This is a genomic window from Pseudomonas triclosanedens, assembly GCF_026686735.1.
GTDB lineage: Bacteria > Pseudomonadota > Gammaproteobacteria > Pseudomonadales > Pseudomonadaceae > Pseudomonas > Pseudomonas triclosanedens.
Map to the genome: position 1 here is coordinate 4654874 of NZ_CP113432.1, position 16762 is coordinate 4671635.

The following is a 16762-nucleotide window of genomic DNA, read 5'->3' on the forward strand; positions in this document are numbered from 1 at the left end:
CCTCAGCCCAACAGGCGCCGATACAACTCGGCCATCTCTTCCGAGAATGCCACCAGCACCAGTTCCTTCAGCGAACTGGCCGGCGGACGCAGGCAGCGCAATTCATCGACGGCAATCTGTGCCGCCGCCTCGGCGGGATAGCCATAGATACCAGTACTGATGGCGGGAAAGGCGATGCTTGACAGCTCACGCCGCTCGGCGAGCAGCAGGCTGTTGCGGTAGCAGTCGGCAAGCAACTCGGGCTCGCCCTGCTCGCCGCCGCGCCAGACCGGCCCGACGGTGTGAATGACGAAACGCGCCGGCAGGCGAAAACCGGGAGTGATCTTCGCCTCACCGGTCCTGCAGCCGCCCGGCATGCGGCAGGCAGCGACCAGCTCGGGGCCGGCGACACGATGGATCGCACCGTCGACACCCCCGCCACCGAGCAACGAGCTATTGGCGGCATTGACCACGACGTCGACATCCAGGCGGGTGATGTCGCCCAGCCAGACACGGATTTGCGGGTGGCTCATTGCGATACCTCCGCCGCTGGCTTGGTCATTTGACTTCCTGGGGAGTCTCCTGACCCATGCAGCGCACGGCGCGCTTGCGGCTATCGACCAGCACGCCGGTCAGCCCCTTCTGGCTCATGTCGAACATCACCAGCACGCCATCGACGCACTGGGCCTGCTGGTCGGCCGGCTCCAGCGCCAGCTTGACGTCCTCGCCGGGGATGCTCTTGAGCATGGTGAACTCGGCCAGCAGGCGCGCGTCCTCGGGCTTAGCGAAATGCAGGTAGCCGTAGTACCAGAGCGCGCCGACCGAAACGAAGATGGTGGCGATGACAGTGAGGATGTACGAGATCGGATTACGGTCGTTCATTGTTTGCCTTGTTGTGTGGAGTCCGCCTTGGCGGGTTCCGGCGTTGACGAATTCGGGACTTCGGCCAGCCTGCGCAACCCGCTGAAGCGCTGCGGATCGTCGAGGAAACGCAACATCACTTCACGCCACACCGGCTCGCCGAAGGTTTCCACATGATTGCCGCGGGTCAACTGGAAGACCTTGGGTGGCGGCGCGGCCTTGTAGAGGCTCAGGCCGTTGTCCAGGGGCACGATGGTATCGTCGATGCTGTGAAAGAACAGCACGGGTGCGCCAGAAAGTCGCGGGATCGAACGAATCGCACTGTCGCCATCGGGCACGAACCACGACAACGGCACTTGCAGCGGCCAGGTCAGCCAGGCGTTGCTCAGGGTATGGCGCGCCACGTCACGGTAACTGGCAGGCACGCCGTCCAGCACGACGGCATGCAGTTGCTTCTGCCGCTGCTGGTGCTCGCCCAGGTAATGCACGGCCATTGCGCCACCGAGGCTCTGGCCGAGCAGGATCACCGGTTTGCCCTGGACCTCGGGCGCCTTGTCTAGCCAGGCGAACGCGGCATCGATATCCCGGTAGATCGCCGGCAGGCTGGGTTCGCCCTCGGAGTTGCCGTAGCCGCGATAGTCGATCATCAGCACCTGGTAGCCCTGCTCGGGCAGCCAGAAAGCACCGCCCAGGTGCCAGGCCATGTTGCCGCCGTTGCCGTGCAGGTGCAGCACGGTGCCCTTGACCGGCACGCCGGCCTTGGCCGGCAGCCACCAGCCGGCGAGTTTCACGCTGTCGGCGGTGGTGAGGGTGACATCGCGGTACTCCAGGCTGGCGCGCTTGGGCGTAATGGCGACATCCGGGCTGGGATAGAACAGCAGCGAGCTGCAGCCGCTCAGGCTGACCAGCAGCGCCAGGATGGCGAGGCGCAGGATACTCATTCGGCGTTGGTCCTTACCTCTTCACGAGCGCGGAAGGTGGCATCGTAGATGCGCTCGGCGAGGCGTGAGAACGGCAGGCTCTGCAACCAGACCGTACCGGTGCCCTTGAGCGTGGTCAGCAGCAGGCCTTCGCCGCCGAACAGCATGCTGCGCAGGCCTCCGGCCAGTTGTACGTCGTAGTCGATGCCATCGGTGAAGGCCACCAGGCAACCGGTATCGACCCGCAGCGTTTCGTCGTTCAGTTCCCGGCGGATCACCGTGCCACCGGCATGCACGAACACCAGTCCGTCGCCTTCCAGCTTCTGCAGGATGAAGCCCTCGCCACCGAAGAAGCCGGCGCCCAGGCGCTTGGCGAAGGCGATGCCGACCTTGGTGCCATAGGCCGCGCACAGGAAGGAATCCTTCTGGCAAATCAGCCTGCCGCCAACTTCACCCAGCCGCACCGGCACCACGCTGCCAGGGTAGGGAGCGGCGAAGGCCACCTGCTGCCTGCCGTTCCCTTCGTTGGTGAAGTGGGTCATGAACACCGACTCGCCGCTGAATTTGCGCTTGCCGGCGCTCCACAGCTTGCCCAGCAGGCCGCTGTCGGAGCCATCGCCCATGCGCGCGGTGAACTGGATGCCACCGGTCATGTAGTTCATCGCCCCGGCCTCGGCGATGACGGTCTCGCCGGGGTCCAGCTCGATCTCCACGGTCTGCATGGATTCACCGAGGATGCGGTAATCGAGGTCATGGCTGGGCATTGCGGGCACTCCTGGCCGCCCGAGCGGATCCCTGCGGGCGGCTTGGTTCAGAGGATATTGGCGTAGTCCGCCTCGATGCGGTCGAGGCTGAGGTGGTTGAGGAAGTTGGAGAAGCACATCCACGCCGACAGCGCGTTGAGATCGCGGAACTGCGGCGGCAGGTACTTGGGCGGTACCACCAGGCCCTCGTCCACCAGTTGGCGCAGGGTGCGCATGTCTTCCAGGGTCGCCTTGCCGCAGAACAGCAGCGGGATCTGCTCCAGCTTGCCTTTGCGAACCGCGAGCTGGATGTAGTTGTAGATCAGGATGAAACCCTTGAGATAGGACAGGTCCTTGGTGAACGGCAGGCCGGAAGGCGTCGAGCCGCGGAACACCCGGCTGGAGTTCTGGTAGCTGCTTTCCACGCTGTAGCCCTGCTCGCGGTAGAAGTTGAACACTTCGAGGAAATCCGCGCCCTCCTCGGCCATGTGGATGGCGCGAGTACGGTTGGTGAGCTTGCGCAGGCGGGTCGGGTAGGAGGCGAAGGCAATCACTTCCATCAGGATCGCCAGGCCCTCCTGGGTCACCGTGGACGACGGCGGCCCCTTGGCGAGGAAGGTGCAGATCGGCTGGTTCAGGCCATTGAGCGTGGTGCCGACATGCACCAGCCCTTCGTGCACTTCCAGTGCGCGCACGTCCCGTTCATTGAACAACGCGTCGGCGCGCACCTTGATGTAGTCCGCGCCCGCCGCCGCGTCGGCGACGATACCGTCGGACTCGAACACGCGAATGGTGTCTTCCTCCTCGCCGAACACCTTGTTCAGGCGCTCCTGCAGCATCGTCACCACATCGCCGGCGGTGAGCGTCTTCGGCTCGTCCTTGAGGTCGCCCCGGTCGGCGATGTTGTTCAGGTAGTCCGAGAGCATCAGGCCCAGGTCGGCCAGCGTCGGGTCGCCGGCATGGAAAGCATCGGAGGCCGAGCCGTACAGCTCCTGGGAGATCAGGCCGAAGTCCTGGGTGCCGCGCGCTTCGAGCATGCGGATCACCATGCGGTATTCCTTGCACATGCGCCGCATGATCTGCCCGACCGGGTTGAACTGCCCCAGGTGGCGAGTGATGTCGCGCTCGATGTTCTGGAATTCCTGCTTCTTGGCACTGCTGTCGAACGACAGCGGCCGGCCGTCGTAATAGGCACGGTCGACCTTGGGCGCGTGCTTGCCACGGCCCTTGAGGAAGTCGTCGCGGATGCCGTCGTCCCACTTGATGGCATCGAGCACGCGGATCGGCGTCTGCGCCTCGACGATGCGGTCGGACAGACCGCGGATAATCTGCTGGTACTCGCTGGGCGAGGACTTCTTGCGGCGCGGCGTCATTGCCGTTCTCCCGGAGTCACGCGCGAAAAACGCAGGGCTTCGACGAACACATCCGAGTTGGCCGGATCGTTCAGGTAGGCGACCACCTCGGCCAGCGGGCTGGTGACCAGGGCACCGGCACCTTGCTCGGAGTCAACCTTCTGCCCTTTCAACGCTCCCTTACCCATGTCCTGCAGGACCTGCTCGACATCCAGGTTATAGATCACCAGTTCGTCCTTGTCGGTGATCTCGAAGCCGGCCAGGGCGAAATTGCCGCCCATGCTCCTGGGCAGCCCGGCGGAGAGGTACCAGCGCTTGCCGTGGTGGGCAACGGTGAAGCCGAAGTCCTCGACGCTGTCGGTGTTGTCCTTGCTGTCGACGTAGCTGACCGCGCGGTAGAGGTTGGAGCCGGAGCGAGTGACTTCGAGGAACTGCTCCTCGCCGTACTCGTTCACCCGCGACCACTGGCCCAGCAGGTGGGCCGGCGCGGCCTCGTTGGCCGGAATCGGGTCCTTGAACGTCACCAGGCAGCCACTGAGCAGGCAGATGCTCAACAGCAGCAGTGCACGCCAGACTTTCATCACGCCCTCCTTAGGTCCCGAAGCCCTTCACATGCGATGGAAAAAGGCATCGGGAGTTCCCACACGAAAACCCCGCCGGCCGGCGGGGTTGGAATGCTGCTGCGCTTAGAGGCCCATCACCAGATCGAGATAGCGGCTGAGAATCGCGCGCATCTCGTCGACCTTCAGGTGATCGGCCCCATCCAGCAGGCCCTGATACTCCATCTGCAGGATGATAGCCGTCAACACCTTGGCATCCTGTTCCGGCTGCCGGGAGCCGAGCACTTCGAAAAAATGCACCACACCAAGGGAGAGGATGCGCCGATGGCGCTGCGCCAGGTCGTTGAGGCTCGGGTTGAGCAGCGCTTCCTGGCGGAACGCCTGTTCGGCCAGCAGATGCTCGCGGCGCTCGGTGAGCTGCACGTGGACGTACTTGATCGCCAGCTCGACGATATTGTCGGTCAGCGCGCGGCGCGCCTGCGGGTCATCCTGGCCGAGGCTGGCGGCCATCGCCTGCAAGTCACCCTCCACGCTTGCCCAGAACGCCGAGAGCGCCTCGGCGCTGCGCTCGACGAACAGCGCGAAGGTGTCGGTGATGAGGTCCTGGATGTCCTTGAAGTAATAGGTGGTGGCCGACAGCGGCACGCCGGCCTCGGCTGCCACGGCTCGGTGGCGAACGGCTCGCACGCCGTCGCGGACGATGATCCGCAGCGCAGCGTCTAGGATCGCCTGGCGACGCTGTTCGCTACCCTGGCGGCTGGCCTTGCGGCCCTGGTACTTCACACTTTCGGCGATGGCGCTGGCGACTTGCGCGGCGCTGTCTCGCGGGGACACGTGGGACACTGGCATTACCTCCGGCGGCGCGGCCTGATGGGGCATTGTTCGGGCTTTTGGACAGGGAATCAATCGCCGCCACTCCCGTGCGACAGCAAGCCACCGCAGGGTGGATACGGCGCAGCGGACGGCTGAAGCTCCGGCTTGGCCATATGACGTGCTACACAGCGTTCGAGCCACCCGCCAGCACCTGCATCTCGTCGGCTCGCCAGGCCAGCAGTGGAACGGCAACGCGGAGCAGCCCCGCCGCCACATCGCAAAAACGAAAAAGGCCGCCCCGAGGCGGCCTTTCTCACCGGTTCCAGCGCTTACGCCTGCGGGCGCATGTGCGGGAACAGGATGACGTCACGGATCGACGGCGAGTTGGTCAGCAGCATCACCAGGCGGTCGATGCCGATGCCTTCGCCGGCGGTAGGCGGCATGCCGTATTCGAGCGCGTTGACGAAATCCGCGTCGAAGTGCATCGCCTCGTCGTCACCGGCGTCCTTCTCCTTGACCTGCAGCATGAAGCGCTCGGCCTGGTCTTCGGCGTCGTTGAGCTCGGAGTAAGCGTTGGCGATCTCGCGGCCACCGATGAACAGCTCGAAACGGTCGGTGACGCTCGGATCGTTGTCGTTGCGGCGCGCCAGCGGCGACACTTCGAACGGATACTGGGTGATGAAGTGCGGCTGCTCCAGCTTGTGCTCCACCAGCTCTTCGAAAATCATCACCTGCAGCTTGCCCAGGCCTTCATGGCCGAGGACCTTGGCGCCGGCCTTCTTGGCGATGGCGCGGGCCTTTTCGATGTCGTTCAGGTCAGCCGCGGTGATTTCCGGGTTGTACTTGAGGATGGCATCGAACACGGACAGGCGGGCGAACGGCTCGCCGAAATGGAAGACCTTGTCGCCATAGGGCACGTCGGTGCTGCCGAGCACGGCCTGGGCCAGCTCGCGGAACAACTCTTCGGTGAGGTCCATGTTGTCTTCGTAGTCGGCGTAGGCCTGGTAGAACTCGAGCATGGTGAACTCGGGGTTGTGCCGGGTCGAAACGCCTTCGTTACGGAAGTTGCGGTTGATCTCGAAGACCTTCTCGAAGCCACCAACCACCAGGCGCTTGAGGTACAGCTCCGGGGCAATACGCAGGAACATGGCCATGTCCAGCGCGTTGTGGTGGGTTTCGAAGGGCTTGGCCGCCGCGCCGCCGGGGATGGTCTGCAGCATCGGGGTCTCCACTTCGAGGAAACCGCGGTCGCTGAGGAAACGACGGATATGGGCGATCACCTGCGAACGCACGCGGAACGTGTGGCGGGTTTCCTCGTTGACGATCAGGTCGACATAGCGCTGACGATAGCGCTGCTCGGTATCGGTCAGGCCGTGGTGCTTGTCCGGCAGCGGGCGCAGCGACTTGGTCAGCAGGCGCACGCTGGTCATCTCGACGTACAGGTCGCCCTTGCCGGAACGGGCCAGGGTGCCTTCGGCGCCGATGATATCGCCCAGGTCCCAGGTCTTGATCTCGGCCAGGGTTTCCTCAGGCAGGGTCTTGCGGTTCACATAGGCCTGCAGGCGGCCGCTGCTGTCCTGCAGAACGATGAAGGAGCCGCGGTTGAGCATGATGCGACCGGCGACCTTGACCGGGATGGCGGCTGCTTCCAGCTCTTCCTTGGTCGCGGTTTCGTACTGTTTCTGCAGGTCCGCGAAGTAGTTCTCGCGGCGGAAGTCGTTGGGGAAGGCGATGGCCCTGGCTGCACGCACGGCGGCAAGCTTTTCCTTGCGCTGGGCGATCAGCTTGTTTTCTTCCTGTTGCCCGTCGTCTTGAACAGTTGCGTGCTGGTCGAGTTGTTGGTCGCTCATGGTCGTCTATCTGCCTGGCGTCTTGATCAATAGGGGTTACTGGCGGGGCGGGCCGCTCGGTCCGCCCCGCGGCGGTGCTGTTTACAGGCCTTGCTTCAGGCTGGCTTCCAGGTATTCGTCCAGATCGCCGTCCAGCACCTTGTCGCAATCGCTGCGCTCCACGCCGGTACGCAGGTCCTTGATGCGCGACTGGTCGAGCACATAGGAACGGATCTGGTGGCCCCAGCCGATGTCGGACTTGGAGTCTTCCAGCGCCTGCGAGGCGGCGGTGCGCTTCTGCATCTCCTGCTCGTACAACTTGGCCCGCAGCATCTTCATGGCGGTGTCCTTGTTGGCGTGCTGGGAGCGTTCGTTCTGGCAGGCCACCACGGTGTTGGTCGGCACGTGGGTGATACGCACCGCGGAATCGGTGGTGTTCACGTGCTGACCGCCCGCGCCCGAGGAACGGTAGGTGTCGATGCGCAGGTCGGCCGGGTTGATCTCGATCTCGATGTTATCGTCGATTTCCGGCGAGACGAACACTGCGGTGAACGAGGTGTGGCGACGGTTGCCGGAGTCGAACGGACTCTTGCGCACCAGGCGGTGCACGCCGATCTCGGTGCGCAGCCAGCCGAAGGCGTACTCGCCCTTGATGTGCACGGTGGCGCCCTTGATACCGGCGACTTCACCCTCGGAGAGCTCGACGATCTCCGCACTGAAGCCGTGTTTGTCGGCCCAGCGCAGGTACATGCGCAGCAGCATGTTGGCCCAGTCCTGGGCTTCGGTGCCGCCGGAGCCGGCCTGGATGTCCAGGTAGGCGTTGTTGGGGTCCATCTCGCCGCTGAACATACGGCGGAACTCCAGCTTCTCGAGGATCTCGCGCAGGCGCTGGACTTCGGTCTCGACGTCGCCGACGGCGCCTTCGTCGTTCTCCTCGACGGCCATGTCGAGCAGGTCGCGGGAATCGGCCAGGCCGCCAGTGAGCTCGTCGAGGGTCTCGACGATCTGCGCCAGCATGGCGCGCTCGCGGCCGAGGTTCTGGGCGTATTCGGGCTTGTTCCAGACCGCTGGGTCTTCCAGCTCGCGGTTTACTTCGATCAGACGATCATGTTTCAGATCGTAGTCAAAGATACCCCCGAATGGACTGGGTACGGTCGGAGAGGTCCTTGATGCTGTTGAGGATCGGTTGAATTTCCATGGCGGGCATCACTCGTAAAGGGCGTCGAAAAGCCGGCAAGTATACCCGAGAACCGCACGGTTGATCTGCACTACGTCAGCGGACTGTACGCTCGCCGGTGGTGGCGCGGAGAACCCGCACCGTCGGAATACGCCCGCCGCTTCAGGCGCCGGACGGATCGCCGATCCCCACCTGGTTGCGGCCGCCATGCTTGGCGTTATAGAGCGCCTGATCGGCCAGTTCGATCAGTTGGCGATAGGGCTGGCCGACCTGCGGGGTCAGCGTGGCCACGCCGATGCTGATGGTCAGCGGCGCGCCGGTGCGCGGCAACTCGTGGGCGATGCCCAGGTCCTGCACCGAGCGCCGCAGCTTTTCCGCCAGCAGGCGCGCGCCACCTGGAGAAGTGCCCGGCAGTACCAGGACGAACTCCTCGCCGCCGTAGCGCGCCGGCAGGTCCGACGGACGGCTGCAACTGGCGCGGATCGCCGCCGCCACCTGGCGCAGCGCCTCGTCGCCCTGCACATGGCCGAAGGTGTCGTTGTAGGCCTTGAAGAAGTCCACGTCGATCAACAGGATCGATAGCTGGCTCTGCTCGCGCTGGGCGCGGCGCCACTCCATTTCCAGGTACTCGTCGAAGTGGCGGCGGTTGGACAGCCCGGTCAGGCCGTCGGAGTTCATCAGCCGTTGCAGCACCAGGTTGGTCTCCAGCAACTGCTGCTGGCTTTCCCGCAGCGCGCGGTAAGCCTCGTCGCGCTGCAGCAGCGCGAGATAGGAGCGCGAGTGATAACGGATGCGCGCCACCAGCTCGATGGCATCGGGCAGCTTGACCAGATAGTCGTTGGCCCCGGCGGAGAACGCCGCGCTCTTCACCGAGGGTTCTTCCTTGGTCGACAGGACGATGATCGGGATGTCGCGGGTAGCGACATTGGCGCGGTAGTCGCGCACCAGTGCCAGGCCGTCGGCGCCAGGCATCACCAGATCCTGGAGGATCACCGTCGGTTTGATCTGGATCGCCACGGCGATGGCCTGCTGCGGGTCCGAGCAGAAGTGAAAATCGATACTGGGGTCATCCGCCAGCGCGCGGCGCACGGCCTCGCCGATCATCGGCTGGTCATCGACCAATAGCACCATCACGGCGGATTCGCCTGGAGTGGTCACGGGGTAATTACTCTGTGTCGGGTTCATGAAAGCTCCTAGCCGCAGACATCGGCGAGGCGGCTGGCGATGTCGCCCAGCGCGCGAATCTCCACTGCGGCGCCGATCGCCGCCGCGGCCTTGGGCATGCCGTAGACGGCACTGCTGCCCTGGTCCTGGGCAAGGGTGAGGAAGCCGCGCTCGCGCATGTGCTTGAGCCCCTCGGCGCCGTCGCGCCCCATGCCGGTGAGCAGCACGCCAACGGCGTCGCCGCTCCAGTTCTCCACCACGCTGTCGAAGAATACGTCGATGGATGGGCGATAGATGTGGCTGCTCGGCTCGGCGGTATAGGCCAGCTCGCCGCTCCTGAGCAGCCGGATATGGTGATTGGTGCCGGCCAGCAGAACGCAGCCCGGTTGCGGCGGCTCACCGTGGCGGGCCAGGCGCACCGGGATGCGCGACTGGGTAGAAAGCCACTCGGCCATGCCGGCGGCGAACACCTCATCGACGTGCTGCACGACGACGATGGCGGCGGGGAAGGTTTCCGGCAACTGGGCGAACAGCTCGGCCAGCGCCGCCGGGCCGCCCGCCGACGAGCCGATGGCAACCAGTTGTCGCGCGCCGCTGGCCTTGCGCGGCGGCGCGACATTGGTGCTCGGCCGGGCATCGCGCGGCGCGTTGAGCCAGGCCAGGTTCTGCAGCTTGCGCAGCAGCGGCCGGGCCGCCTCGTAGGCATCGCCGGCACCGATTGCCGGCGTATTCACCGCGTCCACCGCGCCATGCCCCATCGCGTCGAACACGCGGGTCATGTTCTGCTCCAGGTCGACGGTCACCACGATGATCGCGCAGGGGCTCTGCGCCATGATCCGGCGCGTCGCCTCGACGCCATCCATCACCGGCATCAGCAGATCCATCAGCACGACGTCGGGCTTCTGCGCGGCGCACATCTCGATAGCCTCGGCGCCGTTGGCCGCCACCCAGACCACCCGGTGCGCCGGCTCGAAGGCCAGCGCACGGCGCATCGCCTCCACCGCCAACGGCATGTCGTTGACGATACCCACTTTCATCCCTGTGCACCTCCGATAAGGTCGACCACCGCATCCAGCAGGGCCTCGTCGTGGAAGCTGGCCTTGGCCAGATAATAGTCGGCACCTGCGTCGAGCCCGCGCCGGCGGTCCTCTTCGCGGTCCTTGTAGGAAACCACCATCACCGGCAGCGACTGCAGGCGGCTGTCGCGGCGGATCAGCGTGACCAGCTCGATGCCGTCCATGCGCGGCATGTCGATGTCGGTGATGACCAGATCGAAATGCTCCGAGCGCAGCGCATTCCAGCCATCCATGCCATCCACCGCCACCGCGACGTCGTAGCCGCGCCCGAGCAGCAGCTTGCGCTCCAGCTCGCGCACGGTGAGCGAGTCGTCCACCACCAGCACGCGCTTGCGCTGCGGGCCAGTGAGGCGGCCCGTGGGGTCAATGCGCTCCAGGCGGCTGGTCATCAGCAGTTTTTCCACCGAACGCAGCATGTCCTCGACATCGAGGATCAGCACTGGCGTTCCATCGTCCAGCAGCGCCCCGGCGGATACATCCTGCACCTTGCCCAGGCGCGGGTCGAGCGGCAGCACCACCAAGGTCCGCTCGCCGATGAATCGCTCCACCGCCACGCCGTAGGCCATATCGCGCTCGCGGATCACCACCACGGCGATCTCATCCTCGCTGTTGCTGCCATCCGGGCGCTGCAACAACTGGCTGGCCGACACCAGGCCGACATGCCGGCCTTCGTGCCAGAACTGCTGGCGGCCTTCGAGCTGGACGATCTCCTCCGGCGCCAGGCGCCGCATGCGTTCGATATGCGCCAGCGGGAAGGCATAAGCCTCGCCGCCGATGGTCACCACCAGGCTGCGCACCACCGAAAGCGTCAGCGGCACCTCCAGGTGGAAGCGCGCGCCCTGCCCGCGCACCTGCTCCATGCGGATGCCGCCGCGTAGCTGGCGCACCATGTGCTGCACGGCATCCAGGCCAACGCCACGGCCGGAAACCTCGGTAACCTGCTCGCGCATGCTGAAGCCCGGCAGGAACAGGAAGCTCAGCAGCTCATCCTCGGTCAGCCGCGCCACGGTCTCCGCAGTGGAGAGCTGGCGGCGCACGATGGCGTCGCGCAGGCGATCCAGATCGACACCGGCACCGTCGTCCTGCAGTTCCAGCACCAGCATGCCGGCATGGTGCCGGGCCAGCAGGCGGATGCAGCCTTCCTCCGGCTTGCCGGCCTGGCGCCGAGCCTCGGGAGACTCGATGCCGTGGTCCACGGCGTTACGCAGCAGATGGGTAAGCGGCGCCTCGAGCTTCTCCAGCACCTCACGGTCCACCTGGGTGGAAACGCCCTGCACCTCCAGGCGCGCGCTCTTGCCCAGGGAGCGCCCCAGGTCGCGCACCATGCGCGCCTGCCCGCCGAGCACATCGGAGAATGGCCGCATGCGGCAGGCCAGCGCCGTGTCGTAGAGCGACTGTGCCCGCTGGCCGGCCTTCCAGCTGAACTCGTCCAGCTCGGCGATCTGCTCGCTGAGCACCTGCTGGCACTCGCCGACCAGACGCCGCGCGTCAGCCAGATAAGCTTGCGCCTCGGGGTCCAGACTGGCCGTGTTGGCCGCGTCCCGCACACCGTCCAGCACGCGGCTGGCACTGGCCTGGATGCGCTTGAGGCGCTGCAGCGAATCGAGCAGCGGCTTCAGGCGCTGCGATTCCACCAGTGCCTTGCTGGAGTAGTCGAGCAATTGATTCAGACGTTCGGCGGTGACTCGCAGGACCCGGTCGCTGCTTTCGTCGCCATCGCTGGAGCGGCGGCGCAGCGTGTTATCGGCCACCGTGTCGGAAGCGGTTTGCGGGTCCACCTGCGGCGCCTCGATCGGCGCGGGCGCCAGCGGCGCAAGCGCCGTCGGCAAAGGCGCGCGACCGGCGAGCAGCGCCTGCAGGCGCTCCACCAGCACCGGCACGCCCTGCTGTGCCCGGGCGGCGCGCTCGGCCTGGGCATCGGCGATGTGCAGCAGGATATCGGTGCCCGCCAGCAGCGCGTCGATGTGCTCCGGTGCCAGCAGCAGCCGGCCTTCCTGGGCGCCGACCAGGCAGTCCTCCATCACATGGGCGACCTGCACGCCGGCGTCCAGGCCGACGATCCGCGCCGCGCCCTTGAGCGAATGCGCGGCGCGCATGCAGGCTTCGAGCTGGTCGGCCTGGGTCGGGTTGCGCTCCAGCGCCAGCAGTCCCTGGCTGAGAACCTGGGTCTGGGCTTCCGCCTCGAGGCGGAACAGCTCCAGCATCGAGGCATCCTTCATCTGGTCCGGGGTCATGCGAGGCTCCGGGTGGCCGCATCCAGCAGCGCCTCGTGATCCAGCAGACGGACGCTGCGGCCGCTCCACTGCACCACGCCGTGGGTGAATCGATCGGTGGCCGCCAGCGACTGCCCGGAAGACGCAATCATCGCCGCCGCGTCCAGCGCATGAATGCCATCCACCTCATCCACTGGCGAGAGCACCGGCCCGCCCGGAGCGGCCAGGATCAGCATGCGCGGCACCACGCGGGCGCCTTCGCCCGCAGCCACGCGACGGTCCAGCCCGAGCAGTTCGCCGAGCGACACGCAGGCCACCAGCGTGCCGCGCACGTTCGCCACGCCCAGCAGCGCCGGCGAACGCTGGTGCGGCAGCGAATGCACCGCACATTCGGAAGCAACCTCGGCCAGGGCGCGGGTCGGCAGCCCCAGCCACTCATCGCCCAGACGGAAGATCAGGTGGGCATGCCCGGTTTCGGGTGCCGCATCTTCGGCCGCCGGGGCGAGCACGGGGGACTCGTCACCCAGCGAATAGCGGTCCAGCAGACGGATCGCCGCCGCCGCATAGACCGGGCAGTTGCGGCAATGGATATGTTCGGACAGTTGCGCGCAGGACTTGTCGCCGCGCACGCCGATACGGTTCCAGCAGTCATCCACTGGCTCGGCGCGGCTGTCCAGTTCCAGTTCGTAGCCACGTTCAGGCATTGCGCTTCACTCCTCGCGCAGCGCGCTCCTGCAGGCGCCGCGCTCCCTCCAGGTCGCCCTGGGCGGCAAGCAGCGCGGCCAGATGCAGGAGGCATTCCTGATGATCGGGTTGCAGGTACAGCGCCTTGCGGTAATACCCCTGAGCCTGGGCACCCTGCCCCTGGGCATCGCTGAGCAGGCCCAGCCAGTAAAAGGCTTCGGCGTTCGGCCCCTGCTCGGCGAGCAACGCCTCGCATAGTCCGCGCGCCTCGGCAGCCTGCCCGGAGTCGGCCAGCCGGGCGATCTCCGCCAGCCTGGCAGCGGCCGGTTCGACAGGCGGCGCCTCCGGCTTCGGATAGCGCGGGCGCGGCGCAGGCACGTTCGGCGTGCTGGCCCTGGGCGGTGGCACTGGCGCAGGTCGAGGCGCGGGCGGGGCGAGCGACGGGCGCACCGGCGCGGCCTCGCCATCCAGCGGAAACGCGAAGGATTGCGCCACGCCCAACGGCCGCAACCCCTGGCGCGACAGCAGGCTGGCCTCGGCCGGGCCGATGAACAGGACGCCATCCTCCCGCGCCAGGCGGCGCAGAACATCCACCACACGCTCCTGGGTCGGACGGTCGAAATAGATCAGCAGGTTGCGGCAGAACACATAGTCGTAGGGCGCCTCGCCAGCCAGCAGAGTCGGCGACAACAGGTTGCCCACGCGGAACTGCACCTTCGCCCGTACCGCCTCGCAGAGTTGCTGCTCGCCCTCCGCTCCCGCGAAATAGCGGTCGCGGAAGCCCAGGTCAGTGCCACGGAAGGAGTTGCGCCCGTAGCGCCCCAGCGCCGCGCGCTCCAGCGCCGCGCGCTCCAGCACAGAACGGCTGACATCCAGCGCGTCGACCTCGAAGGTCGATGGTGCCAGCCCGGCGTCGAGCAGCGCCATGACCATCGAATAGGGTTCTTCGCCGGAAGAGCACGGCAGGCTGAGCAGGCGCAAGGGCCGCGAACCGGCCAGTTCCAGCACGCGCCGGCCAGCCAGTTGGGCCAGCGCGGCGAAGGATTCGGGATAACGGAAGAACCAGGTCTCCGGGACGATAACCGCCTCGATCAGCGCCTGCACTTCCTCGGCGGAGGCCTGCAGGCACGCCCAATAACGCTCGACATCGCCGCCAGCGACCTTGGCACTGCGCTGGCGCACGGCCCGGCCGATCACCACCTCGCCAATCGACTCCGCATCCAGGCCGATGCGCTCCTTGAGCAGGCGGGCCACGCGCGGGTCGGTCATGCCGGCGCACTCCCAGCACCGCACAGCAGGCGCTCGCGGGCCTCGTCGGTGAGCAACTGGTCGACACGCACACACTGCAGCAAGCCTTGCTCATCCTCCAGCACCGGGCCGAGGTACCGCGCGCTGCCGTTGTCCAGCTCGTAGTCACGGAATGCCGCCGGATCGCGGCGCAGGGTATGGGTGGCCTGTTCCAGGATCAGCCCGAGGTTCTGCTGCGGCCCCTCGCCACCCGCGCGGTAGCGCGCCAGCACCAGGCGCGTGCTGGTGCGCCGGGGAGCACTGTGGCCGAAGGCGAGCTGGCTGAGGTCCAGCACCGGCAGCAACTCACCGCGATGGGCATACAGCCCCGCGACCCAGGCCGGAGCCTCCGGCAGACGCTTGAGCGCCGGCAACGGCAGCACCTCGACCACGTCGTGCACGTCCAGCGCGTAACGGTCCGAGCCAAGGCGGAACTGCAGATAGAGCCTGCCCGCTACAGCGGAATCAGACCTTGAAGCGTGAGACGCCATTACGCAGTCCGTTGGCCACCAGATTCAGTTCATCGATGGCGAAGCTGGCCTGGCGCAGCGATTCCACTGTCTGCCCGGTGGCCTCGCCGAGCTGCACCAAAGCCTGGTTGATCTGCTCGGCGCCGGTCGCCTGGGCCTGCATGCCTTCGTTGACCATCTGCACGCGCGGCGCCAGCGCCTGCACCTGCTGGATGATCTGCGAGAGCTGCTCGCCGACCTGGCCGACTTCGGCTATGCCACGACGCACTTCTTCGGAAAACTTGTCCATGCCCATCACGCCAGCGGACACGGCGGACTGGATCTCGCGCACCATCTGCTCGATGTCGTAGGTAGCCACGGCGGTCTGGTCGGCCAGCCGGCGCACCTCGGTGGCCACCACGGCGAAGCCACGGCCATACTCGCCGGCCTTCTCCGCCTCGATGGCGGCGTTGAGCGACAGCAGGTTGGTCTGGTCGGCGACCTTGACGATGGTGGTGACCACCTGATTGATGTTGCCGGCGCGCTCGTTGAGGATCGCCAGCTTCGCGTTGACCAGCTCGGCGGCGCCCATCACGTGATGCATGGTTTCTTCCATGCGTGCCAGCCCCAGTTGGCCGGAACCGGCCAGGGTGGAAGTCTGCTCCGCCGCCGACGACACCTCGGTCATGGTGCGCACCAGGTCGCGCGAGGTGGCGGCGATCTCCCGCGAGGTGGCGCCGATCTCGGTGGTGGTGGCCGCGGTTTCGGTAGCGGTGGCCTGCTGCTGCTTGGAAGTCGCGGCGATCTCGGTGACCGACGTGGTGACCTGGATCGCCGAACGCTGCGCCTGCGATACCAGCGCCTTGATCTCCTCGGCCATGCCGTTGAAACCGGTCTCGATGACGCCGAACTCATCGTTGCGCTCCAGCGCCAGGCGGGTGGTCAGGTCGCCGCCGCCCATCGCGCCCAGGCCGCGCACAACCTGGCGCACCGGCTCGGTGATGGCACGCATCAGCAGCAAGCCGCATACCGCCGCAGCGATGATAGCGAGCAGCAGCGACACCAGCATGGTGACCTTGGCCAGTTGCACTTCGCTGACGATATCCCCGGACGCCGAATCAGCGATTTCCTTGTTCATGCTGATCAACTCATTGAGCGTCTTGCGGCCGGTTTCCCAGGATGGCTCCAGTTGCTCCAGCAACAGCCGGCGTGCGCCCTCGCGATCCTTGCCGTAGATATCCAGCACCTGCGCCAGCAACGCCTCGTAGGTCTGCGCCTCCTGCTTGAAGCGGCCCAGCAACTGACGGTCACGCTCCTCGTGGATGGTCGCCTCGTACTGCGACACGCGCTCGATCAGTGCATCGTGGTTGGTGCGGAACGCTTGGCGGCCGGCGGCATCGAGCGCCTTGCCCTCGCTCAGGCCGACCAGTACCTGAACCATCAGGATGTTGTCAGTCCAGGCTGAACGCACGGTGGTCAGCGCGTAAGTGCCTGGCATCGCATCGCGGCTGACCCGCTGCGTGCTGGCCTCGACGCCCAGCAGGCGGACATAGGAAATCACCACCATCAGCAGCATGATCGCAATGACGACGGCAAAGCTCGCCAGGATGCGTTGGCGTAGAGTCCAGTTCTTCACAGCCTTCCCCAGAAGATGA

16 protein-coding genes are annotated in these 16762 nt (G+C 66.2%); all 16 read right to left on the bottom strand.

Annotated elements, in window-relative coordinates; genetic code table 11:
- Positions 1–2 precede the first annotated feature (2 nt).
- Positions 3–512, bottom strand: a complete 510-nt coding sequence (locus tag OU419_RS21545) for an O-acetyl-ADP-ribose deacetylase (protein WP_254470714.1) — start codon at positions 510–512, stop codon at positions 3–5.
- Between the two features lie 25 nt (positions 513–537).
- Positions 538–861 (bottom strand): hypothetical protein, encoded by a 324-nt coding sequence (locus OU419_RS21550; RefSeq protein ID WP_254470713.1) that lies wholly within the window; start codon positions 859–861, stop codon positions 538–540.
- Positions 858–1781 carry an alpha/beta hydrolase gene (locus tag OU419_RS21555; RefSeq protein WP_254470712.1) on the bottom strand — a complete coding sequence of 308 codons (924 nt, stop codon included), beginning with the start codon at positions 1779–1781 and terminating at the stop codon, positions 858–860. Before OU419_RS21555 ends, OU419_RS21550 begins: the two co-directional genes overlap by 4 nt.
- The gene (locus tag OU419_RS21560; protein WP_254470711.1) at positions 1778–2524 is read right to left on the bottom strand and encodes a TIGR00266 family protein; all 747 of its coding nucleotides are present in this window, start codon (positions 2522–2524) and stop codon (positions 1778–1780) included. Before OU419_RS21560 ends, OU419_RS21555 begins: the two co-directional genes overlap by 4 nt.
- A gap of 47 nt (positions 2525–2571) precedes the next feature.
- The gene (locus OU419_RS21565) at positions 2572–3876 is read right to left on the bottom strand and encodes a flavohemoglobin expression-modulating QEGLA motif protein (RefSeq protein WP_254470710.1); all 1305 of its coding nucleotides are present in this window, start codon (positions 3874–3876) and stop codon (positions 2572–2574) included.
- Positions 3873–4436, bottom strand: coding sequence for a hypothetical protein (locus OU419_RS21570; RefSeq protein WP_254470709.1), 564 nt, complete (start codon positions 4434–4436; stop codon positions 3873–3875). The genes OU419_RS21565 and OU419_RS21570 overlap by 4 nt, the downstream gene beginning before the upstream one ends.
- A 105-nt stretch (positions 4437–4541) precedes the next feature.
- Entirely contained in the window at positions 4542–5258 is a 717-nt protein-coding gene (locus tag OU419_RS21575) for a TetR/AcrR family transcriptional regulator (RefSeq protein WP_254470708.1), read from the bottom strand.
- 299 nt (positions 5259–5557) lie between these two features.
- The gene (gene lysS / locus OU419_RS21580) at positions 5558–7078 is read right to left on the bottom strand and encodes a lysine--tRNA ligase (protein WP_254470707.1); all 1521 of its coding nucleotides are present in this window, start codon (positions 7076–7078) and stop codon (positions 5558–5560) included.
- An 81-nt stretch (positions 7079–7159) separates the two neighbouring features.
- Positions 7160–8255 (bottom strand): peptide chain release factor 2 gene (prfB, locus tag OU419_RS21585; protein WP_254470706.1). Its coding sequence is split into 2 segments (ribosomal slippage): positions 7160–8182 and positions 8184–8255, totalling 1095 coding nucleotides; the frame shifts between segments, so codons are not numbered across the junction.
- 141 nt (positions 8256–8396) lie between these two features.
- Entirely contained in the window at positions 8397–9419 is a 1023-nt protein-coding gene (locus OU419_RS21590) for a response regulator (protein WP_254470705.1), read from the bottom strand.
- 8 nt (positions 9420–9427) lie between these two features.
- Positions 9428–10435, bottom strand: coding sequence for a chemotaxis response regulator protein-glutamate methylesterase (gene cheB / locus OU419_RS21595; protein WP_254470704.1), 1008 nt, complete (start codon positions 10433–10435; stop codon positions 9428–9430).
- Complete coding sequence (locus tag OU419_RS21600) at positions 10432–12708, bottom strand: hybrid sensor histidine kinase/response regulator (RefSeq protein ID WP_254470703.1); 2277 nt, start codon at positions 12706–12708, stop codon at positions 10432–10434. The genes cheB and OU419_RS21600 overlap by 4 nt, the downstream gene beginning before the upstream one ends.
- Complete coding sequence (locus OU419_RS21605; RefSeq protein ID WP_254470702.1) at positions 12705–13391, bottom strand: chemotaxis protein CheW; 687 nt, start codon at positions 13389–13391, stop codon at positions 12705–12707. Before OU419_RS21605 ends, OU419_RS21600 begins: the two co-directional genes overlap by 4 nt.
- Positions 13384–14640 carry a CheR family methyltransferase gene (locus OU419_RS21610; protein WP_254470701.1) on the bottom strand — a complete coding sequence of 419 codons (1257 nt, stop codon included), beginning with the start codon at positions 14638–14640 and terminating at the stop codon, positions 13384–13386. The genes OU419_RS21605 and OU419_RS21610 overlap by 8 nt, the downstream gene beginning before the upstream one ends.
- Positions 14637–15149 carry a chemotaxis protein CheW gene (locus OU419_RS21615; RefSeq protein WP_254470700.1) on the bottom strand — a complete coding sequence of 171 codons (513 nt, stop codon included), beginning with the start codon at positions 15147–15149 and terminating at the stop codon, positions 14637–14639. The genes OU419_RS21610 and OU419_RS21615 overlap by 4 nt, the downstream gene beginning before the upstream one ends.
- Positions 15124–16743 (bottom strand): methyl-accepting chemotaxis protein, encoded by a 1620-nt coding sequence (locus tag OU419_RS21620; protein ID WP_254470699.1) that lies wholly within the window; start codon positions 16741–16743, stop codon positions 15124–15126. The genes OU419_RS21615 and OU419_RS21620 overlap by 26 nt, the downstream gene beginning before the upstream one ends.
- Positions 16744–16762: the final 19 nt, after the last annotated feature.

What these genes read in the sequence shown, in the direction of transcription:
- OU419_RS21545 (WP_254470714.1), bottom strand. Translation starts at nt 512, where the DNA reads ATGAGCCACCCGCAAATCCGTGTCTGGCTGGGCGACATCACCCGCCTG.
- OU419_RS21550 (WP_254470713.1), bottom strand. Translation starts at nt 861, where the DNA reads ATGAACGACCGTAATCCGATCTCGTACATCCTCACTGTCATCGCCACC.
- OU419_RS21555 (WP_254470712.1), bottom strand. Translation starts at nt 1,781, where the DNA reads ATGAGTATCCTGCGCCTCGCCATCCTGGCGCTGCTGGTCAGCCTGAGC.
- OU419_RS21560 (WP_254470711.1), bottom strand. Translation starts at nt 2,524, where the DNA reads ATGCCCAGCCATGACCTCGATTACCGCATCCTCGGTGAATCCATGCAG.
- OU419_RS21565 (WP_254470710.1), bottom strand. Translation starts at nt 3,876, where the DNA reads ATGACGCCGCGCCGCAAGAAGTCCTCGCCCAGCGAGTACCAGCAGATT.
- OU419_RS21570 (WP_254470709.1), bottom strand. Translation starts at nt 4,436, where the DNA reads ATGAAAGTCTGGCGTGCACTGCTGCTGTTGAGCATCTGCCTGCTCAGT.
- lysS (WP_254470707.1), bottom strand. Translation starts at nt 7,078, where the DNA reads ATGAGCGACCAACAACTCGACCAGCACGCAACTGTTCAAGACGACGGG.
- OU419_RS21590 (WP_254470705.1), bottom strand. Translation starts at nt 9,419, where the DNA reads ATGAACCCGACACAGAGTAATTACCCCGTGACCACTCCAGGCGAATCC.
- cheB (WP_254470704.1), bottom strand. Translation starts at nt 10,435, where the DNA reads ATGAAAGTGGGTATCGTCAACGACATGCCGTTGGCGGTGGAGGCGATG.
- OU419_RS21600 (WP_254470703.1), bottom strand. Translation starts at nt 12,708, where the DNA reads ATGACCCCGGACCAGATGAAGGATGCCTCGATGCTGGAGCTGTTCCGC.
- OU419_RS21605 (WP_254470702.1), bottom strand. Translation starts at nt 13,391, where the DNA reads ATGCCTGAACGTGGCTACGAACTGGAACTGGACAGCCGCGCCGAGCCA.
- OU419_RS21610 (WP_254470701.1), bottom strand. Translation starts at nt 14,640, where the DNA reads ATGACCGACCCGCGCGTGGCCCGCCTGCTCAAGGAGCGCATCGGCCTG.
- OU419_RS21615 (WP_254470700.1), bottom strand. Translation starts at nt 15,149, where the DNA reads ATGGCGTCTCACGCTTCAAGGTCTGATTCCGCTGTAGCGGGCAGGCTC.